This window comes from Paenibacillus peoriae KCTC 3763 (assembly GCF_000236805.1).
GTDB classification, from domain to species: Bacteria; Bacillota; Bacilli; order Paenibacillales; family Paenibacillaceae; genus Paenibacillus; species Paenibacillus peoriae.
Window position 1 is genome coordinate 117,020 of the sequence record NZ_AGFX01000038.1, and the last position, 20,981, is coordinate 138,000.

The 20,981-nt window shown below is 48.5% G+C and carries 14 protein-coding genes; 11 read left to right on the top strand and 3 right to left on the bottom strand.

Features of this window, described 5'->3' with window-relative positions:
* The first annotated feature begins 11 nt into the window (after positions 1-11).
* Entirely contained in the window at positions 12-689 is a 678-nt protein-coding gene (pgmB, locus tag KQI_RS0119660; RefSeq protein WP_010348595.1) for a beta-phosphoglucomutase, read from the top strand.
* Positions 690-766: 77 nt separating this feature from the next.
* Here pgmB and KQI_RS0119665 read toward each other — a convergent pair whose 3' ends face one another.
* Together KQI_RS0119665 and KQI_RS0119670 are read right to left on the bottom strand one after the other, a co-directional pair.
* Positions 767-1,039: a hypothetical protein gene (locus KQI_RS0119665; protein WP_010348596.1), complete on the bottom strand. Its 273-nt coding sequence runs from the start codon at positions 1,037-1,039 to the stop codon at positions 767-769.
* 193 nt (positions 1,040-1,232) lie between these two features.
* Positions 1,233-1,412 (bottom strand): hypothetical protein, encoded by a 180-nt coding sequence (locus KQI_RS0119670; protein WP_029390253.1) that lies wholly within the window; start codon positions 1,410-1,412, stop codon positions 1,233-1,235.
* A 657-nt stretch (positions 1,413-2,069) separates the two neighbouring features.
* Here KQI_RS0119670 and KQI_RS0119690 point away from each other — a divergent pair.
* The 3 genes from KQI_RS0119690 to KQI_RS0119700 all read left to right on the top strand — a co-directional run bounded on the left by KQI_RS0119690 (position 2,070) and on the right by KQI_RS0119700 (position 7,228).
* Positions 2,070-3,725 (top strand): SWIM zinc finger family protein, encoded by a 1,656-nt coding sequence (locus KQI_RS0119690; protein ID WP_010348598.1) that lies wholly within the window; start codon positions 2,070-2,072, stop codon positions 3,723-3,725.
* On the top strand, positions 3,722-6,745 hold the full coding sequence (locus tag KQI_RS0119695) for a DEAD/DEAH box helicase (RefSeq protein WP_010348599.1): 3,024 nt from the start codon (positions 3,722-3,724) through the stop codon (positions 6,743-6,745). The genes KQI_RS0119690 and KQI_RS0119695 overlap by 4 nt, the downstream gene beginning before the upstream one ends.
* A gap of 138 nt (positions 6,746-6,883) precedes the next feature.
* A complete protein-coding gene (locus KQI_RS0119700) occupies positions 6,884-7,228 on the top strand; it encodes a hypothetical protein (protein ID WP_010348600.1) in 345 nt (114 codons plus the stop codon).
* Positions 7,229-7,338: 110 nt separating this feature from the next.
* Here KQI_RS0119700 and KQI_RS0119705 read toward each other — a convergent pair whose 3' ends face one another.
* Entirely contained in the window at positions 7,339-9,432 is a 2,094-nt protein-coding gene (locus tag KQI_RS0119705) for a pectate lyase family protein (RefSeq protein ID WP_010348601.1), read from the bottom strand.
* A gap of 364 nt (positions 9,433-9,796) precedes the next feature.
* Between KQI_RS0119705 and udk the strand changes: the two genes are divergently transcribed.
* The 7 genes from udk (at position 9,797) to lacZ (ending at position 20,641) form a co-directional block, all read left to right on the top strand.
* On the top strand, positions 9,797-10,432 hold the full coding sequence (udk, locus tag KQI_RS0119710) for a uridine kinase (RefSeq protein WP_007428223.1): 636 nt from the start codon (positions 9,797-9,799) through the stop codon (positions 10,430-10,432).
* Between the two features lie 313 nt (positions 10,433-10,745).
* Entirely contained in the window at positions 10,746-12,305 is a 1,560-nt protein-coding gene (locus KQI_RS0119720) for a response regulator transcription factor (RefSeq protein ID WP_010348602.1), read from the top strand.
* 39 nt (positions 12,306-12,344) lie between these two features.
* Positions 12,345-14,159 (top strand): cache domain-containing sensor histidine kinase, encoded by a 1,815-nt coding sequence (locus tag KQI_RS0119725; RefSeq protein ID WP_010348603.1) that lies wholly within the window; start codon positions 12,345-12,347, stop codon positions 14,157-14,159.
* Between the two features lie 267 nt (positions 14,160-14,426).
* Positions 14,427-15,716, top strand: a complete 1,290-nt coding sequence (locus KQI_RS0119730; RefSeq protein ID WP_010348604.1) for an ABC transporter substrate-binding protein — start codon at positions 14,427-14,429, stop codon at positions 15,714-15,716.
* Between the two features lie 102 nt (positions 15,717-15,818).
* Positions 15,819-16,715, top strand: coding sequence for a carbohydrate ABC transporter permease (locus tag KQI_RS0119735; RefSeq protein ID WP_007428202.1), 897 nt, complete (start codon positions 15,819-15,821; stop codon positions 16,713-16,715).
* Positions 16,712-17,536 (top strand): carbohydrate ABC transporter permease, encoded by an 825-nt coding sequence (locus tag KQI_RS0119740; protein WP_029390254.1) that lies wholly within the window; start codon positions 16,712-16,714, stop codon positions 17,534-17,536. The genes KQI_RS0119735 and KQI_RS0119740 overlap by 4 nt, the downstream gene beginning before the upstream one ends.
* Before the next feature lie 60 nt (positions 17,537-17,596).
* On the top strand, positions 17,597-20,641 hold the full coding sequence (gene lacZ, locus KQI_RS0119745; protein WP_010348606.1) for a beta-galactosidase, LacZ type: 3,045 nt from the start codon (positions 17,597-17,599) through the stop codon (positions 20,639-20,641).
* Positions 20,642-20,981 lie beyond the last annotated feature (340 nt).

A 20,981-nucleotide genomic window follows, 5' to 3' on the forward strand; every position in this document is an offset into this window, starting at 1 on the left:
GGGGAAACCAAATGAAGGCCGTGATTTTTGACCTGGATGGAGTCATTACAGATACCGCTGAATATCATTTTCAAGCATGGGGAAGCTTGGCGGCGGCGCTGGGTATTCCTTTTGATCGGGAATTTAATGAGCAGCTAAAAGGGATCAGCCGTACAGAATCGCTCGACAAAATACTGACGCGCGGCAACCTGTCCGAGGCGTATACAGACGAAGACAAGCGTGAGCTGGCCGCACAAAAAAACACCGAGTATCAACGGCTCATCTCGGCTGTAACGCCCTCGGATGTACTGCCAGGCATCGCCTCGCTTCTGACGGAGCTTCACGATGGGGGGATCGGCATAGCGCTGGCCTCTGCCAGCAAAAATGCAGCGTTTATTCTGGAACAGCTGGAGCTGACGCGCTATTTTGACAGTGTTGTGGATGTCACCGCCATTCGGCACGGTAAGCCGGACCCGGAAATTTTCCTGACCGGAGCGGCCAATCTGGGCGTTCAGCCTGCAGACTGTATCGGTATAGAGGACGCGCAAGCGGGAATTCAGGCGATTAAGAGCGCCGGGATGTTCGCGGTGGGTGTAGGAACACCTTCGCAAATGCAGGGGGCGGATGTCGTGGTGGCCTCCACCGCCGAGCTTTCTTTGGGCATGTTGGAGGAGCATTTTCGCGAGTTTACAAAGAGAGGTTCCTTATAAAATGAATGAATTGGCTGGCTGGTGGACCCGTTCCACCAGTTTTTTAATTTGCCTATTATACGTAAATAAAGCCTTATTTACTTTGCCATTTTCGGTCTTGGTCCCCTTACCCCAACATAGCGTTCTTTTACTATAACCTTGGCACGAGAGGTATGAAAAAAACAATACTCACGCTGAGGATCTATTCTGTGCAGCTCATTATAGCGCTTAAAAGCAGCAGTCGAATCATCAAAGGTATCAATTACGGTCATTTCTTCAATCGAACTTTGACCATCCTTGGAGTAGGCTTTGGTTGCCTCAAGTACGACCCATTCATTGGGAAACCGCTCTTTAACTTCTTCCCATCGCATTTTAAACACCTCCAGAAATATGTTATTCGACATTAGTATACCATCTCGGAGTACTTTATATCGCAAAAAGCCCACAACTTTCGGCTGGATGATCCAACCTCCTCAAAAAAATAAGGCCCTCTAATAGAGAGCCTTCAAAAGTATTAATATCTATTATTCAAGAAATGCCTCTGTGGCAAAGTCTTGTGACAGGTCATTTTAACGTTTTTATGACTTGAAGAACCTTCTCTTTGGTATCCGGGTGATTATTCGCATATTCTGTGAAGGCTTCTTGCAAAATAGTTCTTTGATCTTTTTCGGTAACAAATGACCAGGTACGCAGCATCGTAGCGAACTCTTCCGGAAATCTAAAGGATAGCGCATTCCTTGCCAAAGCGATCACCTCCTATTCTTAATTGCTTGTGATAGAGCAGCCAGTGATATAACCAGACCGACCACAGCGATGATAAGGGTAACAGTTTGCATACTGATGCCTCCTTTGTAGTTACTCGAATTTGTAAAATATAATTTACAACGGAGAATGAAGAGGGTAAGATAAGCATAAGATGATAGGGTGCAGGAAGGGGATTGCTCCCCAACCTTGCTGATGATTCAAGCCTTCTTACGTTGCCGCGTAAGGGGCTTTTTACTTTACCCGGCGGTTATTTTTCTTGGCTGTTTGAAAATTCATCCAAGCAGCTGCGAGATTAACCAGTGCCGTGAGTAAAAGTACAATCGCGGTCCCCATCGTCTTAGGTTCTCCTTTCTGGAGTGCTTACTACACCCTCTGTAAATATATTACTATACATACGTACTGCCCTCAATACGAGATTCCCACATCCGTCTTCACAAAATCAGGCACATAGCCGTTCATCGCCACAATTCCCTTCAACCGATTGCCCAGCGTGAGTGCAAATGACATGGACAAAATCGCTCCCTCCATCTCAATTTACGTGTACGAACTGATATAATAGAAGAGTTAAGCTACCATTCTAAGCTGACTTCTTAAGCTAACACCAAAAAGACTATTCTCTCTTAGGAGACAATGCATATGAAACCAACCTATCTTATGGATGATATACAATGGCAGCAGCTTATTCAAAACGTCGCTGACCATTTTAATGATGTAACGATCAAACGAGGCTTCCAATATTTTAAGCAAGGCAAGGTAAAAGAATTCGCAATGCCTGATGCTGATCATATCGCGGCTGTTGTGGATGGAAGTGAGCTCTACGAGGTAGATCTTCACTTGAACGCTTTTGCTGCCAGCAGATGTACGTGTCCGGTTCATACCAACTGCAAACATATGATCGCAGTACTGCTGAAATACGCGAACGAGCAGGAACGTCCCGTACACGCGTTGGTGAACGCTCATTCAGCGGGCTTTACTCGGTTAGCTGCAAAAGCCGACACACGCCCCCCATCTCCTGCCCGGTCAAGCCTGTCAATGGATCGCAAGGAAGCAACCAGGAACGCACTCAGTAAAACAGCCAGCCAGATACCGGACATCCCCATTTCAGAATGGCATGATCTGTTCGATCAGTGCATCGGCCTCAACCCTGTGAATACTCAAAATTCCCAATTTGTCCAAAGCGCCCTAGCCTCGATCTATGCTGTGAAGCCGCCGCTCTCACCCGGCATGCAACAGTTATATGGACTGCACGCACATCTGCGTGTGCTGGAAAAGCTGGTGCCTCAGTCCCCGATGCCGGGCTACCCCACTCATTCCTACATGGGGTATTACACGCAAATTGCCGCAGATGAGCTAAAAGAAGCGATCGAGCGTGATTTCGAGAGCCCGCTTGCACGATCCGGCGAACCGAAGCAAGAAGCCCGCATGGCAGAGACCTTGGCCTATTTGCGCCGAAAAATGCTGACGGAATCGCGTAATGGTACTTATTTTTCGGACGTGTATTATCGGTTTTGGCTGCGCTGGATGCGCCCCGAACGACCAAATCCCGGCATATATGCAGAGGAATTACAGCATTTACAGGCAGCAGAAGAGGAGCTGGGAACAGCATTGGCCCGACTTCCCTGGATGCTGGCCCAAAGCTGGATGCATATTTATCAGTCACAGGATGTGGCGGCCTGGACGCTGCTCCAAGAGGCAGAACAGGCTTTTCCATTGAAAATCTCTTCGAATCAGCTGCTTTTATTTTTACACTCGCTACGTGAAGCCGAAGACTGGACGCGTCTCAAGGATGGACTACGGCATATCGGTCCCTTGCTTCACAGTCATCGGGACGATCATTTGCAAGACTATATACATGATTGGAACCTAGTATTGCAACACCTTCCAGCAGCAGAACCGGACATGTGGGATACGCTGGTCAGCATGCTTCCTTTTGCCGGGGGAATGTATGAAGAAACACTACTTGCTCATGAAAAATGGCGGCAATGGATCGATTATCAGCTGAGTATACGCAGCGAGCCATTGAGCTTTCGCGTAAGCGCCTTGCAGCCCATTGAAAAGAACGCACCGGAGCTGCTGCTCCCCTTCTACCATCAAGCGGTAGAACGATATGTGCTGGAAAAAAACAGAGCCGGCTATAAAGCGGCGGTCAAGCTATTGAAACGGCTGTTCAAGCTATACAAGAAAATGAAGCAAGAGCCGCGCTGGGAACTGTTTTTCACCAACTTCACCAGCCGTCACAGCCGCCTTCGGGCGCTACAGGAGGAATTGCGGAAAGGGAAATTGTTATCATGAGCCAATATACCGAAACGATCACGGTACACATCCGATTGACTGCCTATGGAGACGCGCTGATCTACGGCGATTCCTCCATGAACTATAGCATTTCTGGCCAAATGCTAAAGCAGCGTTTGTTTGCTTGGCATGAAGCTTCGTTTTATGGTACCGAGTTGGAGGTGCAGCACGTTCAGGGCACTGATATTATCGTCCTTCCCTCGGAGCAAGTGATTCCTTTCCTTGCAGAGGGCGAACTGCTGGAGCATATCGAATGGATCTGGGACGAGGCCCATGCCCCTTGGCTGAGCTCCATCCCTCTACTTGCCCATTGCATTGACGCGAAAGCCTACGTGCCCAGCTTCACCGCATTTCAGGCGGGAAAGCTGCAATGGATTTGGGATGCGGAAACGCCGGAATCACTGGGAGCACTGGGTGCACCAGAGGCTTCTGCATCCGAATTAATGCCGGAGAGCGCCCATCTAACAGAGCTTACTCGGCTTCTGGATAGCCTGGAAAAGGATGAGCGCGAAGGAGTCGCAGCGGCGTTCTCGGCCGCTGTGTTCCAGCGCTGGTACGGCACCGAAGCGGAAGATGCCGATTTGCGAAGAGAGTATCCGATCCTCTTCGCCCCCAGGCGCTCGGCGGCTGCAGGTCTGGATGCGCAGGCATGGCTTGTTTCCATCGGCTGGAAAGCAGATACGGCGCCATTTCGTCCATTGCTGCAACTGCTGGAGCCAGCGCCGGAGGACGACGAGTCGTCCTGGCAGCTCAAGCTTGTGCTGCAGGACAAGCAGGACACGACGCGGCTGGTGCCTGTGCAGCTTGCCGATGACGGATACGCGTCCGGCCTATGGCCCGATGCGTGGGCGGCGCATGTGCGGGAGCGCTCAGCCGGATGGCTGGAGCGCTTGAGCGCCATTTTGCCAGCCGGGCTGCTGCACACTGGAAGCCGCGCTGACGTGCTGAATCGCCCGCTCACCGATGAAGCGGCGTGGCAGTTCTTGACGACCGACAGCCAGCGCCTGCTGGAGGGCGGCTGGCAGGTGCTGCTGCCGGCTTGGTGGGAGGCAGTCACCCGCAAGAAGCCGAAGCTGCGGGCCAAGGTCCGCGCGGGCGAAGGCGCGGGACCGGGCGCGAAGGGCAGCTCGCTGTTCGGACTGGACTCGATTGTCCAGTTCGACTGGCGTGTGGCCATTGGCGATGCCGATCTGAGCGAGTCCGAGTTCGCCGAGCTGGTGGCCCGCAACGAGCGCCTGGTGCGCTTCCGGGGCCAATGGATCGCGCTCGATCCCGCGCTGCTCGCGCAGATTCGCCGGGCGATGGCCGGAATCGACAGCACGCAGGGTCTGTCCTTTCAGGACATCCTGCAGCTGCATCTGCTCGGCAATCCCGATGAGCCTGCAGACGACGCCTCGGGCGGGCAGGCGGAGGATGCGGCACGCTTCCGACTGGAAGTCGAGCTGAATGCGCATCTGCTGAAGCTGATCAGCCAGCTTGGACGGCAGTCGGAGTGGCCTGCACTGGACGTGCCGGACGGGCTGCAAGCCGAGCTGCGAACCTATCAGCGGGATGGCTACGCGTGGCTTGCCTTTTTGCGCCGCTTTGGACTGGGCGCCTGCCTGGCAGATGACATGGGGCTTGGCAAAACGGTACAGTTTATCGCCTATTTGCTGCATTTACAGGAGATTGCCGCGGAGACGGGCGTCCGCTCCAGTTCCCTGCTGGTTTGCCCTACTTCGGTGCTGGGCAACTGGCAAAAGGAGCTTAGCCGCTTTGCTCCTTCATTAAAGGTCCTGCTACATTATGGAAGCAAGCGGGAGCAGGGAGAGTTGTTCTGCGAAGAGGCCCGGCAAGCCGATGTTGTACTAACTTCCTTTGCGACGGCAACCCTTGATCAAGAGCTGCTCCAAGGCATGACCTGGGACTCGATTTGCCTAGATGAAGCACAAAACATTAAAAATGCGCAAACCAAGCAATCCACCGCCGTTCGCAGCTTCCCTGCACGGCATCGTATAGCACTGACCGGGACACCTATTGAGAATCGGCTGTCCGAGCTGTGGTCTATTTATGATTTTATCAATCCCGGCTATTTGGGTAGCTCACGCGCTTTCAGCAATCGGTTCATGAATGCCATTGAGAAAGAACATAACGAGCAGCGCACGATGGATTTGCAAAAGCTGGTTCAGCCCTTCATGCTGCGGCGCAAGAAAAAAGACCCGGCTATACAGCTTGATTTGCCTGATAAAAATGAGATGAAAACCTATATTCACCTCACCTCCGAACAGGGAGCGCTCTATGACCAGATTGTCAAAGAACTGATGGAACGGATGCAGAAGCTGGAGGGCATTGAGCGGAAAGGAGCCATTCTATCCGCTCTTACCCAGCTAAAGCAGCTTTGTGATCACCCGGTCCTTTTGACCAGGGAAGCGGCTCTGAATGTCGCTGCTTCCGGGTATAGTCCATCCGAGCTCGAAGCGCTTACCAGCCGTTCATCCAAGCTTGAGCGGATTCTGTCCATGGTTAAGGAACTGCGGGCGGAAGGTGAACGCTGCCTTATTTTCACGCAATATATTGGTATGGGACGGATGCTCCAGCAGGTACTCGCTCAGGAACTGCAAGAGCCGGTGCTCTACCTGAACGGCAGCACGTCCAAAACCGCTCGCGACCGGATGATTGACCAATTCCAGTCTCACACACTGCCGCCTGAAGAGCAGCCGTCTGTATTTATTTTGTCACTCAAGGCTGGCGGTGTGGGACTGAATCTGACAGCGGCCAACCACGTCTTCCACTTCGACCGCTGGTGGAATCCGGCAGTCGAAAACCAGGCCACAGACCGCGCCTATCGGATGGGACAAACGAAGGACGTACAGGTGCACAAATTCATCTCGCTGGGCACGCTGGAGGAACGTATTGACGAAATGCTGGAGAGTAAACAGCAGCTTAGCGACCAAATCATTTCCAGCACCGAGGGCTGGATTACCGAGCTGTCGACAGATGCATTAAGAGAACTCTTCACGCTGCGGCGCGATTGGGCATGAGGAGGTCCCAAGTCGAACTATAATGAACATGGAGTGCCATTTGATAGATACCTATTTTAAAAAAAGTAGTTTATGGCACTGTCTAAAATTCCTTTGTGTGCATCTAATATCTCATCACAACAAAGGAGTTGATTTATAGTGGCCATTCGTCCTCCACAAACGCTGAAATCCACAGGCAGAAAGGTTCCTGCTTCGAGATATCGCAATGTGAGTCCTACGCAAACCCTTACTCGATTTACGGTCATCTGGGCTAACAATAATGGTGTACCTTTTAACACAACCGGATTTTTTGCTACACTCCGGCGTCTAGATGGAACTTTTGTGCAAGCTGCAGGCTTCGACAGTTTTGGTACTGCCCGGTTCAGCAGAGTCCGCACACCCACGAACCAGGCTTTTACTCTGCGTACCTTTAGAGACGATGGAACGTTATTCCGGGTTAGATCGGTACCTGCTGGCGTATCCTCGTTTGTTGTTATCGGTTAAAAACATGCCGAACGCAGCCTAAATACGGTTAACGAAAAAGCAGCTAGGAACAGAGCATATCTGTCCTAGCTGCTTCTTCGTAATCAGGATTTTGCAAAATCCTCAAATACTTATTCTGAATCTTCCACCGCTTGTACATTTTTCGAAGCGGATGCATTGTATGTTGTTTTGAGCCAGTTTTCTTTTGACCAGTTCAGCTTGCCTGCACCTGCTCCATCTTTGCCCTGCAATTGAGCAACCAGATTTTCAGGATTTTCGGCTGTATAGCTGTATGGCAATTTTGTGAATCCATTCCAGGAGAAATCAATGGCCTTCGCAGGATACGGAGCTAACGGGCTGTTCGCTTCTTCGCTGCCTCCTCTGAATACGGAGCCTTTATCCGAGAAGATGACGTCCTCTGCTTTGATTTTACCTGTAAAGTCGGCTTTTTTAGCATCTTTTTGATTATTGCGAATTGGGGAAAATACATCAATTAAATACGATTTTTCAAGCAGTACCGCGCCATTTTCAGTTGAAATCGCACCGTTGCCTACAACGTCAAAATGGTATCCTTTAGCAGAAATTGCTTTGGCCACATCGGACGTAATTCTTTTTTTGGCTCTGGCCAATCCGGCATCATCTATAACGATGTTATAGGCATGAGCATTACCGCCACGCAAACGTGGCATACGGTCCTGAATATCCAGGTAGTAATTATGATGCAGTGTCACTTCCAGATTCGGATTGTCGGCTGCCTTTTCTGTGGCACCAACCAGATGCGCTTTCTTTTGACCTGCTGCAATATCAATGATATCTTCTTTACTCAATCCTACGGCACTGCTTCTCAGATAAGCATACATAGGATAGGATGATTTGTCTGCTTCCATGGCGTTGACTTGCTGGGTTACCCAGCTATTGGGGCTACGGTCGTCGCCTTTGAACAGAGACCAGGAAATAGTAACTCCATTACTGCCTTTTTTCACATCTACCAAACCATCATAGGCTTTGTTGAATGTGCAATGGTCAATCCATACTTTGGAGCTTTGGCCTTCGACTGTTACATAATCCCAATCATTTTTATCATAATTGCCTTTGGTTGCTTCATCCCACTCCCAAAGCTCGTCAAATTCGAGGTTACGGAAAATCAAATTAGAGCTGTTTTTAATGACGAAGCCGGCATGTTTGATTTTAGCGCCCTTTGCTGAGAAAATGGTGACTCCATTCAAGTTTTGAATATAGATCTTGCTCACGCCTGTTTTCTTCAGAACAGGATGTGTCTGTACAGCATTGTGAGAACTAAAAGGGTTTAGCTTGGCAGCACTTGGCATTTCATTCCAGCCGAGATCGAGATCGTTCATAATCTCAATAACCTTGACTTTGCTGCCTTTTTTCAGTGCTTCGTGGAGATCTACAGCGTTGTAAACCTTTTTGTAATTGGCATCAGTTTCCGCAATGTTGCCTCCGCCTGTATTACCATACGAGAAACCGGTCAAATTATAGCTGTTTTTTAAGGTTACGTTGTCATTCGTGCCGGGAGTTGGCTGATCTTTGCCTGGCTCCGGTTTCGTAGGCGGTGTGGTTGTATTCCCTCCAGAGGCAGCGCCGGATACAAGCACATTATCGAATTGGGCGGATGCCTTGGAGGTGACCAAGCCAACAGCTCCCGCTGTCAGGCTGGAGTCTTTTGCAGTCAACTCCAGTTTATCATTGACGTACATCTTAATTTCCGAACCGGACAGCTCCAGCTTTACTCTGTACCACGTATGGGTATTCAGCTTGTACTTTTTGTTGGTAGCCAGTGTCTTCATAGAACCGTTTACCTTTTTACGAATTTCCAGAGTCCCGCCCTTTTTGTTGTACAACGAAGCCGCGTAGAAGTTTTTGGCATCTGTGTATCTGCCTGCAACATACACCCGGTTGGAGCCGTTAAAATCGTCTATATACACATCTGCTTGCACACTATAGTTCGTCCAGGAAGCATCGCCTTTAACAGAGCGGCCTTCACTTCGACCAGATTGCTGGTATGTGAAGCCATCCCCTCCCTTGAAAACAGACCAGTTCCCCGAATCTACTTTCCAGCCTTGAGCCTCGCCTTGTTCAAAGTTATCACTCGCCTGTAAACTTCCATCTGCATACGCATTACCTAGTAACGGTAACGATAAAGACAGCGCCAACGAACTGCTCAACATTACATTTGCACATTTTTTCATCAAATCTGACTTCATGTAACTTCCTCCTTATAAAATAATTATTGAGTACCAAACAGTCGAAAAACCTTCCATAGCTACATCACTGCATGTTCAAGCACTACCTCCAATAATTATAGGCGTATAAAGAAATATTAAAATATGCCTAATTACTTATCTTTTGACTTAAATTCTCTATTAATTTTGCATCCCTTTTCGTGAACACACCAAGTCCTTTTTCATAAAATCACAAAAATCAATTTTTATTATTTTTGCAATGAGACATGTGGATTCATATCAATGGAAGAAATACAAAGCTCAACAGTGATGAAAAAAAGTGTGCGTTGTGCTACAATACTTGAGTTGTATCGGGATACATTTAGGGAAGGGTAAGTGAAACGCCATGCTTATTATTGGTATTGCCGGCGGTACAGGTTCCGGTAAATCGACGGTGGCACGCGCTGTCGTTGAGCGTCTGGGATCTAATAAAGTGACTTTCATATCTCAGGATAACTACTATAAAGATAATTCACATCTGAGCTATGACGAGCGTGCTTTGGTCAATTATGATCATCCGTTTGCCTTTGACAACGACTTGCTTATCGAGCATCTCCAATGTCTGAAAAAAGGACAAGCGACTCAAGCGCCAGTGTATGACTTTACGGTTCATGCCCGTTCCACAGACGAGACGGTAGAGCTTCTACCGAATCATATCGTGATGCTGGAGGGTCTGCACGTGCTGTCTGACGAAAAGCTCCGTAGCCTGCTCGACATTAAAGTATTTGTGGATACTGACCCTGATGTGCGTATTCTTCGTCGGGTTCTTCGAGATATCGAGGAGCGCGGCCGCACCATCCATTCGATCCACGATCACTATTTGACTACGGTTAAGCCTATGCACGAGGCATTTATTGAGCCTTCCAAGAAATACGCAGACCTGATCCTTCCTGAGGGAGGACATAATGAGGTCGGTATTCAACTGCTATCTATTTTGACTGAAAAATATTTGGCAGGAGATCGGACATGGGGGACTGCATAATAGGAGAAAGCGCTCCTTGGAGGAAGTATACTATGACTTCGACTCCGAGGAGCGCTTCTTTTTATTTTCACCAAACCCAAGCTACTGCATATTCCTCATATCATACTCGTTGGGCCACCCAGCCGATATTAAAATAAAGGCTTGGGTTAAGATTTTTTTGGCTTCCCGTCTGCTTTATGTTAGCATGTAAAGATTAAGTGCTTTATATTTGAACTAAGTTGGAAGCGTTGTCAAACGTATGCCTCAGCTGATACAACATACCCGCGTTAATGCGGTCTTTTTTTGAATAGGTATAATTACGGAGAGTGCTGCCATGAATGAGCTATGCAACATTTTGATTGTGGATGATGAGATCTTGGTACGGCAAGGAATCAAGCACCATTTATCGTGGGAAAAGTACGGATTTCGGATTGTAGGCGAAGCCTCCAACGGGAAAGAAGCACTGGAGCTGATTGAAACCTTGCGCCCTCATATTGTCATCACGGATATCGTGATGCCAATCATGGACGGTGAGGAACTGACGCGTATCGTCAAACAGAACTATCCGGATATCGAAGTTATTGTGCTCAGCAGCTACGGCGAGTTTAATTACGTGCGCTCCACCTTTCAGCAAGGGGTCGCTGACTATATTTTAAAGCCCAAGCTGGACACGGATGAGTTGCTGCAAGTGCTCCAGCGTACAGCCCGCAAAATTCCGTCCATTCAATATCTGCCAAATGCTGGAGATAATCAAATTACGATGGAGCATGTGATCGAAAAGCTCATTTCCGGCTATAGCATAGAATATGACGCTGAACTGCTAAAGCAGGCATTTCCATATGCCCGTTTTGCACTTATAGGCATGGAGCAATCGGCACAGCAGGGTGCAGGCCGCTCCTACTCTGCCTCAGATCTACTTTCCAGGCTTACGGATCAAGTGGCATCTGCCTGTGAACAATTCGTACTCCGACTATTGCCGTCCGATGCCCATGCGGCTGTATTTTTAGCCAATCTTGATCTGCGGGAGGCAGACTCCTGGATGGCCGCGATCAGGGAGATGGCTCAGGAGACGAAACAAGCCGATCCACAGATAGGCTGGGCGGTCAGCCACTTGTTTGATGATTTTAATCGAATGAGTGAGGTCTATCAGGATGAACTGCCGAAGCTGCTCAGCTATCGCTTTTATTTCCCGGAAACAGCGCTGCTGATAGAAGACGAGCTCCCCCAGCCTGTTCAAGTGAACCGCTCGTTTAACTTGAAGCAGTTCACGGAAGAGATGAAGCGTGAGCATTTTGATACGGCTTTTGCGGATTTGAGATCCTATGTAGCAGCCATGTCGCGCAACTATAACTCTACTGCTTTTGAATTCAAATCGCTTCTCGGGAATATTGTGTTCAACATTACGATTTTGCTTGGGAATCAGGGATATGATATGAAAGAGCTGGATGCATCAAAATATTCCTATTTCAAAACGATTAATGATGCGCCTCACGTACATGAAGCCGTGCGATTGCTGGAGACCTTCTTAGAGGAAGCGAACAGGCAGATCATGGCCAAAACGCAGCAAGGCAGCAGCGCAAGCATGAAAAAACTGCTGGAATATATCGAGGAGCACCATGCGGAACCGCTCAATTTGACGACACTTGGACAATACTTCCATTTTAACCCTTCCTATTTGTCCAGTTATTTTACAGCACACCATACAGAGGGTTTTAGTGAGTATCTGAACAAAATTCGCGTGGAGAAGGCCGCTGAGCTGCTGCGGTCGGGTATAATGTCCATTTCCGATATTAGCAGCACAGTCGGCTATTCCGATCCTAGCTATTTTACCAAAGTGTTCAAAAAAGTGACGGGTTGCTCACCCAGTCAATACCGCCGGGAGCATCTCCATTAGAGAGTAAGCGACATATCTGCAGCAGAAAAGAGATTAAATATGAAAAGGTATATTCATAAAATCAAGTATCAAGGTTTATTTTTCAAAATATTTATCGTTATGGTGGTCAGCATCACTGCGGTGTCGTTGCTGACCTCTTTGGTGACGATTCGCATGTCTGAACGACTCTTTGCCGAGACATTCAGTATTACGAATGCCAAGGTACTCAGCCAGATTCAGTCCAGCTTCGAATCATTCAATGACTCGATTGTGAATGCCGTAACCCATGCTTCGGAAAACGGGACGGTCAAAAGCTACCTGACTGGCGGCCAATCCGATTCCATTCACTCGGCACGCATCTACTTCGGCATGGCACAGCAAATGAAACAGATTAAATCCAATGTCGATGCCTATGATGTCGGTGTCGCCGTTACGGGCATGAATGGCCGAAGCTTCTATTCTGACGCGTCCTACTGGCCGGTAACTGCGGAGGAGCTCAAGAACAGTTTGATTACAGCCCGAAGCGCGGCACAGCCGACACAGCTTATGTATCAATTGGATACAGATCTTATGCGTCAGCAAATGAAGAATACCGGACAGAAGCCGACTCCTTATATTATCGCCTCCAAGGCATTTATGGAGCGAACCAGCGGTACTTTATACGGCATGATCTATATTGCCATTCGCGAGCCGGAATTTCGCCGCTTTTATAACAACTTCACCAGCAACGGCAATGATGTTCTTATTTTGGACAAGTCGGGGCTCATCGTATCGAGCAACCGTCAGGACTTGATCGGACAACACTCCCGTGAGCTGCTAGGCTATGCGACAAAGATCAATGAGCAAGGGCTAAATTACATGAATGCGAACGTGATGAACAAGGATAGTATCATCCTTTCCAACTACATCCCTTCGTATGATTTTTATCTGGTTAACATGATCGACAGACAAATCGCGATTGGGCAGATTATTGACGTCAAATCCGTTGTATTCATCTGCATTGCCATCGTGCTGATTGCCTTGCTGATTGTTTTTCTGATTTCCCGTCGCCTGATTCGTTCACTGACACGGCTGGTCAAGCAAATGTCGACGGTCCGCGAGAAAAATTTTGATAACTATATCCCGGTAACGGGCAGCTATGAGGTCAGACAGCTGAGCCATGCCTACAATTACATGTTGGATGAGCTGAATGACTATATTCGCAAGCTGCTGGAGACGCAAAAAGAACAACGAAACGCAGAGCTTGCTGCGCTGCAACGGCAGATCAATCCGCATTTTCTGTACAACACACTGGCTTCGATCAAAATGCTGGTGCTCAAAGGAAACAAGGAAACCGCCGCCGAGACCATCAACGCGCTCATTTCCCTGCTGCAAAATACGATCAGTAATGTAAGTGAGACCATCACGATTGAGCAGGAAATGGCCAACATGCAAAACTATGTGTTCATTAATCATGTGCGCTATGGACAGCGGGTACAGGTGAATTATTTTATATCGCCGGATTGTCTCGAGTACCATGTACCCAAGCTGATTATTCAGCCTTTTATCGAAAATTCCTTTTTCCATGCGTTTAATGAGAAAAATGCAGGCCACATCTATATATTGGTGTCCAAAACGGAGGATACATTGATCTGCGAGGTGGTCGACGATGGAGACGGTATGGATTTGGACGGACATGCGGCAAAAGACGGACTGCCCAATCCCAAGAGCAAGCGCCAACTGTTCACCGGCATCGGCATCCAGAATGTACACAACCGCATCACTCTTCTCTATGGAGAAGAATATGGTGTAACCATTTCCAGCAAAAAAGGCGAGGGCACCAAAGTGAAATTGACACTGCCGCTAATCGTAAAACCCGCCCCTCCTATCTCATAAAAAATATAGGCTGAACTAAAGACAAAGAAGGTGGAACAAGAACGGAGTGGGCGGAATGGTGCTGTAAAAAGTACCTAAATCCAAATAAAGTACAAATGTAAGCGGTGCCTTTTTTGATAAATGATAATAATAAGACAAATCCGTATAAAGATATTCCTAACTGCCAGCAGAGCAAGGATGATACACTAGATTCATAAATAAGGTAACCGCTTTCAAAAAGTTTTACATGATGAGCAGCTTATAAAAAAAGAGTAGGGGTTGAACGAAATGAAAAAAATGTCTTTTCTTTTGCTGATCGCAAGCTTGATCTTGCTATCTGCGTGTTCCAGCAATACTGAGAAAGCAGCTACGACCACAGATTCAGGCAAAAAAGAAATCACCGTCTGGGCTTGGGACCCGAACTTCAATATTGCGGCCCTGAAGCTGGCAAAAGATCGCTACGTTGCCAAACATCCTGATGTAAACGTAAACATTGTTGAATATGCTCAAAATGATATCGTACAAAAAATGAATGCCGGCCTCAACTCCGGTTCTACCAAAGGATTGCCGAACGTGGTTCTGATCGAGGATTACCGGGCACAGAACTTCCTGCAAGCCTATCCCGATTCCTTCCATGACATGAGCAGCTCGATCAAAGCATCCGACTTCGCTGATTACAAAATCGGACCGACCAGCTACAACGGCAAGCAGTACGGTGTTCCATTCGACTCCGGCGTTATGGGTCTGTATGTAAGAACGGACTATCTGGAACAAGCCGGCTACAAAGTAGCTGACCTGACCAATATCGATTGGGACAAATTCATTGAAATTGGTAAAGCCGTAAAACAAAAAACAGGTAAAGAAATGCTCACTCAAGATCCGAACGACCTCGGTCTGATCCGTGGTATGATCCAAACCGCAGGCTCATGGTACCTGAAAGAAGACGGTAAAACACCAAACCTGGCCGGTAATGCAGCTCTGAAAGAAGCGCTCTTGACCTACAAAGCCTTGTTCGACGCCAATATTGTTAAAATGAATGCCGACTGGAGTCAATTCCTGGCAGCCTTCAATAGCGGTGCAGTTGCTTCCGTACCTACAGGTAACTGGATTACGCCTTCGATCAAAGCAGAAGCTTCACAATCCGGTAAATGGGCTGTTGTTCCTTTCCCTAAATTGAAAAATGTACCTGAATCCGTGAATGCTTCCAGCCTCGGCGGCAGCTCCTGGTATGTCCTCAACTCGGACGGCCAAGATATCGCTGCTGATTTCCTGAAAGAAACATTCGGTTCAGATCAAGAGCTGTATCAAGATATGCTGAGCAAAATCGGAATTGTCGGTTCATTAAACGCGGCTTCCAGCGGTAAAGCTTATGACGTGGAAGATCCTTACTTCGGTGGCGACAAAGTCTACAAGAAATTCGCAGAATGGACCAAACAAGTTCCAAAAGTCAATTATGGCCTGCACACGTATGCCATTGAGGACATCATGACTGTTGAAATTCAAAACTACCTGAACGGCAAAGATGTAGACGCAGTTCTGAAAGATGCTCAAGGACAGGCAGAAGCACAGCTTAAATAAGACAGTCCATGTAGCCAAGGCTAAACAATAAAACGATAAGCACTTAAAACCTTGGGCTTGCGAGTTCAAGGTTTTAATGCTGTATAGGGAGTTGATATGGTTATGAAGACAGCCGCGCCCAAAATGACTACAACACGTCTCAAAGCAGGTATGACAGGATGGTTGTTCATATCCATCGCAGTGATCATGATTGCGGCCTTTTATTTTTACCCTATGATTCAGGCGCTTATCTTGTCTTTCAAGACAGGTACAGGGTCTAATCTGACCTTTAACGGTATTGATAACTACAAGCGTCTGTTCACGGACAGCATGTTTATAACCGCCGTGAAAAATACGTTCATCTATTTGATTTTCCAGGTGCCTTTGATGGTTATTCTGGCTCTGTTCATTTCGGTATTGCTGAATGATAAAAATCTGAAATTCAAGGGCTTTTTCCGCACAGCCATCTTCTTGCCTTGTATTACATCGCTGGTAGCCTATTCCGTTGTATTCAAGTATTTGTTCTCGGCTGATGGTCTGGTCAATTCCCTATTGCTGAATCTGCACGTGATCGGCACGCCGATCCAATGGATTACGGACCCTTTCTGGGCCAAGGTTACGATTATTATCGCGATCACATGGCGCTGGACCGGGTACAATATGATCTTTTACCTGTCCGGTCTCCAAAATATTGACAGCTCCATCTATGAAGCAGCCCGTATTGACGGTGCTTCCCCGATCCGACAGTTTTTCAGCATTACCGTTCCACTGCTTAAACCGATTATCCTGTTCACCTCGATTACATCGACCATTGGTACACTTCAGCTCTTTGATGAAATTATGAATATTACCAAGGGTGGACCGGGCAACGCGACATCTTCTATTTCGCAATATATTTACAACCTGTCCTTCAAGTATTCATCCGACTTTGGTTATGCGGCGACCGTATCCTACTCCATCGTGATCATGATCATTATCTTGTCGATTATCCAGTTCAAAGTGGCAGGTGAGAAAAAATGATGAAAACGAAAAGATTATTTACGTATGCCTTCCTGATTATTGTGTCGTTCGTTTCCATTTTCCCGTTCCTGTGGATGCTGTCCAGTTCCACCAACCTGTCGGTCGATGTAACGAAAGGCAAGCTCCTGCCCGGCTCTCATCTCATGGATAACTTGCATAGCCTGCTGGAAAAGGTGGATATCGTTACAGCACTAAGTAATTCTGCAAAAGTCTCGATCTCAACTACGCTGCTGGCTATGCTGATTGCATCCCTGGCTGGCTACGGCTTTGAAATTTACAGAAGCAAAGCCAAAGACGTTGTCTTCAATATCCTGCTGATGTCGATGATGATCCCATTTGCAGCGATCATGATCCCGCTTTACCGGATGTTCGGCAGTATTTCCAATGTAATGCCCTGGATCGGTATTGATACACTCTCGTCTGTTGTCATTCCGACCGTCACTACGGCATTCCTGATCTTCTTTTTCCGTCAAAGCACCAAGATGTTTCCAAAGGATCTGCTGGAAGCAGGCCGTATGGATGGATTGTCCGAGTTGGGTCTGTTCTTCCGGGTATACATGCCTACGATGAAAACAACCTATGCTGCCGCCGCGATCATCACGTTCATGTCGAGCTGGAACAACTATCTCTGGCCGCTGATCGTGCTGCAAACGCCCGAGAATCAAACCATCCCGCTGTTGATCTCGAACCTCGGCTCCAGCTATGCACCTGATTACGGTGTAATCATGATCGCTATCGTCCTGTCCACACTGCCGACTGCTCTGGTATTCTTCCTGATGCAGAAGCACTTTGTAGCAGGCATGGTTGGCTCGGTAAAATAACAGATTTTTGAACGGATCACTGATACCTTCATTTCATTTTAAAAATAAGGAGTGTTCGCCTTGACCATCCATACCCCCAGTCTGGACTGGCTCACCGATGTGACCAAGTTCGCGGTAAATCGACTGCCAGCCTATTCCGATCATAAATATTACGCCACGCTTCAGGAGGCAGAGCACCAGGCCGATATGGCCTGGCGCCACAGCCTGAATGGGAACTGGAAGTTCAACTATGCAACGAACCCGGCCAGCCGTCCAGTAGAATTCTATGCCCCTGACTTTGAGTATGGCGGCTGGAACGATATTCAGGTGCCGGGCCATATTCAGACGCAAGGTTTCGGCCAAATGCAGTACGTGAATACGATGTATCCGTGGGACGGACATTCTGACGTTCGCCCACCGCATATTCCAGAGGATCACAACCCGGTAGGAAGCTATATTAAAAGCTTTGTTTTACCGCAAAATATGAGCTCCGACGGGCAGCCTGTGTTTATTTCATTTCAGGGCGTCGAGTCGGCCTTTTATGTATGGCTAAATGGAAGCTTTGTCGGTTACAGCGAGGATAGCTTTACACCGTCTGATTTTGAACTGACACCGTTCCTGCAAGCTGGCGAGAACAAGCTGGCGGTAGAGGTATATCAAAGAAGTACAGGAGCGTGGCTGGAGGATCAGGATTTCTGGCGTTTTTCCGGCATTTTCAGAGACGTATATCTATACACGATTCCTGGTGTTCACGTGCGTGATCTGTATGTGAAGGCCGATTTGGATGCCTCCTACACCCAGGGCCTGCTGGAGCTGGAATTGAGCCTGGAAAAACCTGAGGCGGCCCATACAGTCGTCGATGTGAAGGATGCTGCGGGCCAGATTGTAGCCTCTTTGAAAGCCGACTTTACAGATGGCAAGGCTTCGCTATCCGCAAGCCTGGAGCAAGTACAGCGCTGGAGCGCGGAAAAGCCCTATTTGTACACGCTATTTATTCAAATTTATGGTGCCGATGGATCGCTCGTGGAGGTTATCCCGCAAAAGATCGGCTTCCGCAAATTCGAGCTGCTGAACAAGGTCATGCACCTGAACGGCAAACGCATCGTCTTCAAGGGTGTGAACCGCCATGAATTTAACGCCCGCACCGGGCGTACGATTTCCCGTGAAGATATGCTGTGGGATATCCGAACACTCAAGCAAAACAATATGAATGCTGTCCGTACCTCGCATTATCCGAATCAGACTCTATGGTATGAGCTGTGCGATGAGTACGGGATCTATGTGATTGACGAAATGAATCTGGAGACACATGGGTCCTGGCAAAAGCTCGGCGCAGTTGAGCCTTCCTGGAATATTCCCGCCAATCTGCCCGAATGGCAGGATATCGTGATGGATCGCGCCATTTCCATGCTGGAACGGGATAAGAACCATCCGTCCATTCTGATCTGGTCCTGTGGCAATGAATCGTATGCGGGTGAAGTGCTGCGCAATGTAGCCAACTATTTCCGCGCCACCGACCCAAGCCGCCTGGTGCACTACGAAGGCGTATTCCACAACCGTACCTACGATGATACCAGCGATATGGAGAGCCGGATGTATGCCAAACCAGCAGATATCGAGCAGTATTTGAACGACAATCCGCAAAAGCCATATATCAGCTGTGAATACATGCATGCGATGGGTAATTCCGTAGGCGGTATGCACAAATATACCGAGCTTGAGAACAAATACGAGCTGTATCAGGGCGGTTTTATTTGGGATTATATTGATCAGGCGGTCATGAAAAAAGATCGCTATGGACGCGAGTACCTCGCTATCGGCGGCGACTTTGACGACCGTGCCACAGACTACGGCTTCTGTACGGACGGAATTGTCTATGCGGACCGGAAGGTTTCACCGAAGATGCAGGAGGTCAAATTCCTGTACCAAAATCTGAAGCTCACCCCGGATCGGGGTGGTGTGACCCTTCGCAACGAAAACCTGTTCGAGGGAACGGGCGACTACGAGCTGATATATAGCCTGCTACATGAAGGTCAAGAGATCACACGAAATGTGATTCATGTGGATGTGGCGGCTCAGACCGAAGCCTATATTCCACTGACGTTCCCAAGTACGGACGGAAAGCCCGGGGAATATGTCATTCACACGACGCTTGTTTTGAAGGAAGCCACGCTCTGGGCTGAGGCCGGGCATGAAGTAGCCTTCGGACAGCATATTTTCATCGAGGAAGATTCAAGTCCGTTGCAAGTGCCGGCGGGCGGTGCCCTGCGAGTGGTACATGGCGATGTCAATATTGGCGTTCACGGCTCGGATTTCAGCATCATGTTCTCCAAAGGAGCAGGCAGCCTGACCTCGCTGCGTTACGCCGGACGCGAGATGATCGCTATCCCTCCTGCCCCATTGTTCTGGCGTGCAACCACGGACAATGATCGGGGAACCGCATTGGGCTTTGAAGCCGGGGGTTGGTTCGCTGCGAGTCTGACACGTAAATGTGTGGGCATCGAGATCACGGAAGAGCAGACAGACCGTGTGACCATTACATTCCGCTACACATTCAGCATTCATGCAGACGTACAGGTAACGGTAGCCTATACTGTCTGGGCGGATGGCAGTATGACCGTTAAATCCACCTATGAAGGTGCATCAGGATTGCCTAACCTGCCGATCTTTGCCCTTTCGTTCAAGGTTCCGGCGGACTACCGCCATCTGGACTGGTACGCGATGGGACCGGAGGAGAATTACATCGACCGTGCCTTCGGTGCGAGACTCGGCGTCTTCCGCAACGAAGCTGCGGATAACGTCTCCGGCTATGTCGTGCCACAGGAATCCGGCAACCGTACAGGCGTGCGCCGTGTCGATATTACCGACGATTCCCAGCGCGGCATTCGCATTACTGCCCCTGCCACCGCGCCGGTGGAATGCAATATTTCGCCATATACAGCGTTTGAGCTGGAAAGTGCATACCATTTGTATGAGCTGCCCAACGTGTACTACACCGTTGTTACCGTAGCTGGCAAGCAAATGGGTGTAGGCGGCGACGACAGCTGGGGCGCTCCCGTGCATGAGGAATACCAGATTTCAGCCGATCAGAAGCTGGAATTCGAGTTTACTGTGCAACGGGTATAAATAAATATTGAGTGGATGCCAGTTCTCTTCTTTCTTGTTGGCCTGCCTGCTACAGGTACTCAGGCTGGTTAAAACCAGCCTTGGGGGGGATAAACCGACTCCATGAAAAAAGGGTGTTTCTGGATTGCTCAGAAACACCCTTGATTTCTCTAACAAATTACTTGTCCCAATGCTTTTCATGAAAAATTCAATTCAAAAAGGAAATTTGTACTGACGCGTATGACGCAACAATGACCGTGACCAGTTTACCATCCCACATATCTTCGTCTTGGTCGACTCGCATCTCCATCTCATATACTGTGACCTCCCTTTATCGTCTGGAACTAAATACCCCGCCAGA

Excerpts from the sequence above, each read along its gene's own strand:
- pgmB (WP_010348595.1), top strand. The coding sequence starts at position 12 with ATGAAGGCCGTGATTTTTGACCTGGATGGAGTCATTACAGATACCGCT.
- KQI_RS0119665 (WP_010348596.1), bottom strand. The coding sequence starts at position 1,039 with ATGCGATGGGAAGAAGTTAAAGAGCGGTTTCCCAATGAATGGGTCGTA.
- KQI_RS0119690 (WP_010348598.1), top strand. The coding sequence starts at position 2,070 with ATGAAACCAACCTATCTTATGGATGATATACAATGGCAGCAGCTTATT.
- KQI_RS0119695 (WP_010348599.1), top strand. The coding sequence starts at position 3,722 with ATGAGCCAATATACCGAAACGATCACGGTACACATCCGATTGACTGCC.
- KQI_RS0119705 (WP_010348601.1), bottom strand. The coding sequence starts at position 9,432 with ATGAAGTCAGATTTGATGAAAAAATGTGCAAATGTAATGTTGAGCAGT.
- udk (WP_007428223.1), top strand. The coding sequence starts at position 9,797 with ATGCTTATTATTGGTATTGCCGGCGGTACAGGTTCCGGTAAATCGACG.
- KQI_RS0119720 (WP_010348602.1), top strand. The coding sequence starts at position 10,746 with ATGAATGAGCTATGCAACATTTTGATTGTGGATGATGAGATCTTGGTA.
- KQI_RS0119725 (WP_010348603.1), top strand. The coding sequence starts at position 12,345 with ATGAAAAGGTATATTCATAAAATCAAGTATCAAGGTTTATTTTTCAAA.
- KQI_RS0119730 (WP_010348604.1), top strand. The coding sequence starts at position 14,427 with ATGAAAAAAATGTCTTTTCTTTTGCTGATCGCAAGCTTGATCTTGCTA.
- KQI_RS0119735 (WP_007428202.1), top strand. The coding sequence starts at position 15,819 with ATGAAGACAGCCGCGCCCAAAATGACTACAACACGTCTCAAAGCAGGT.
- KQI_RS0119740 (WP_029390254.1), top strand. The coding sequence starts at position 16,712 with ATGATGAAAACGAAAAGATTATTTACGTATGCCTTCCTGATTATTGTG.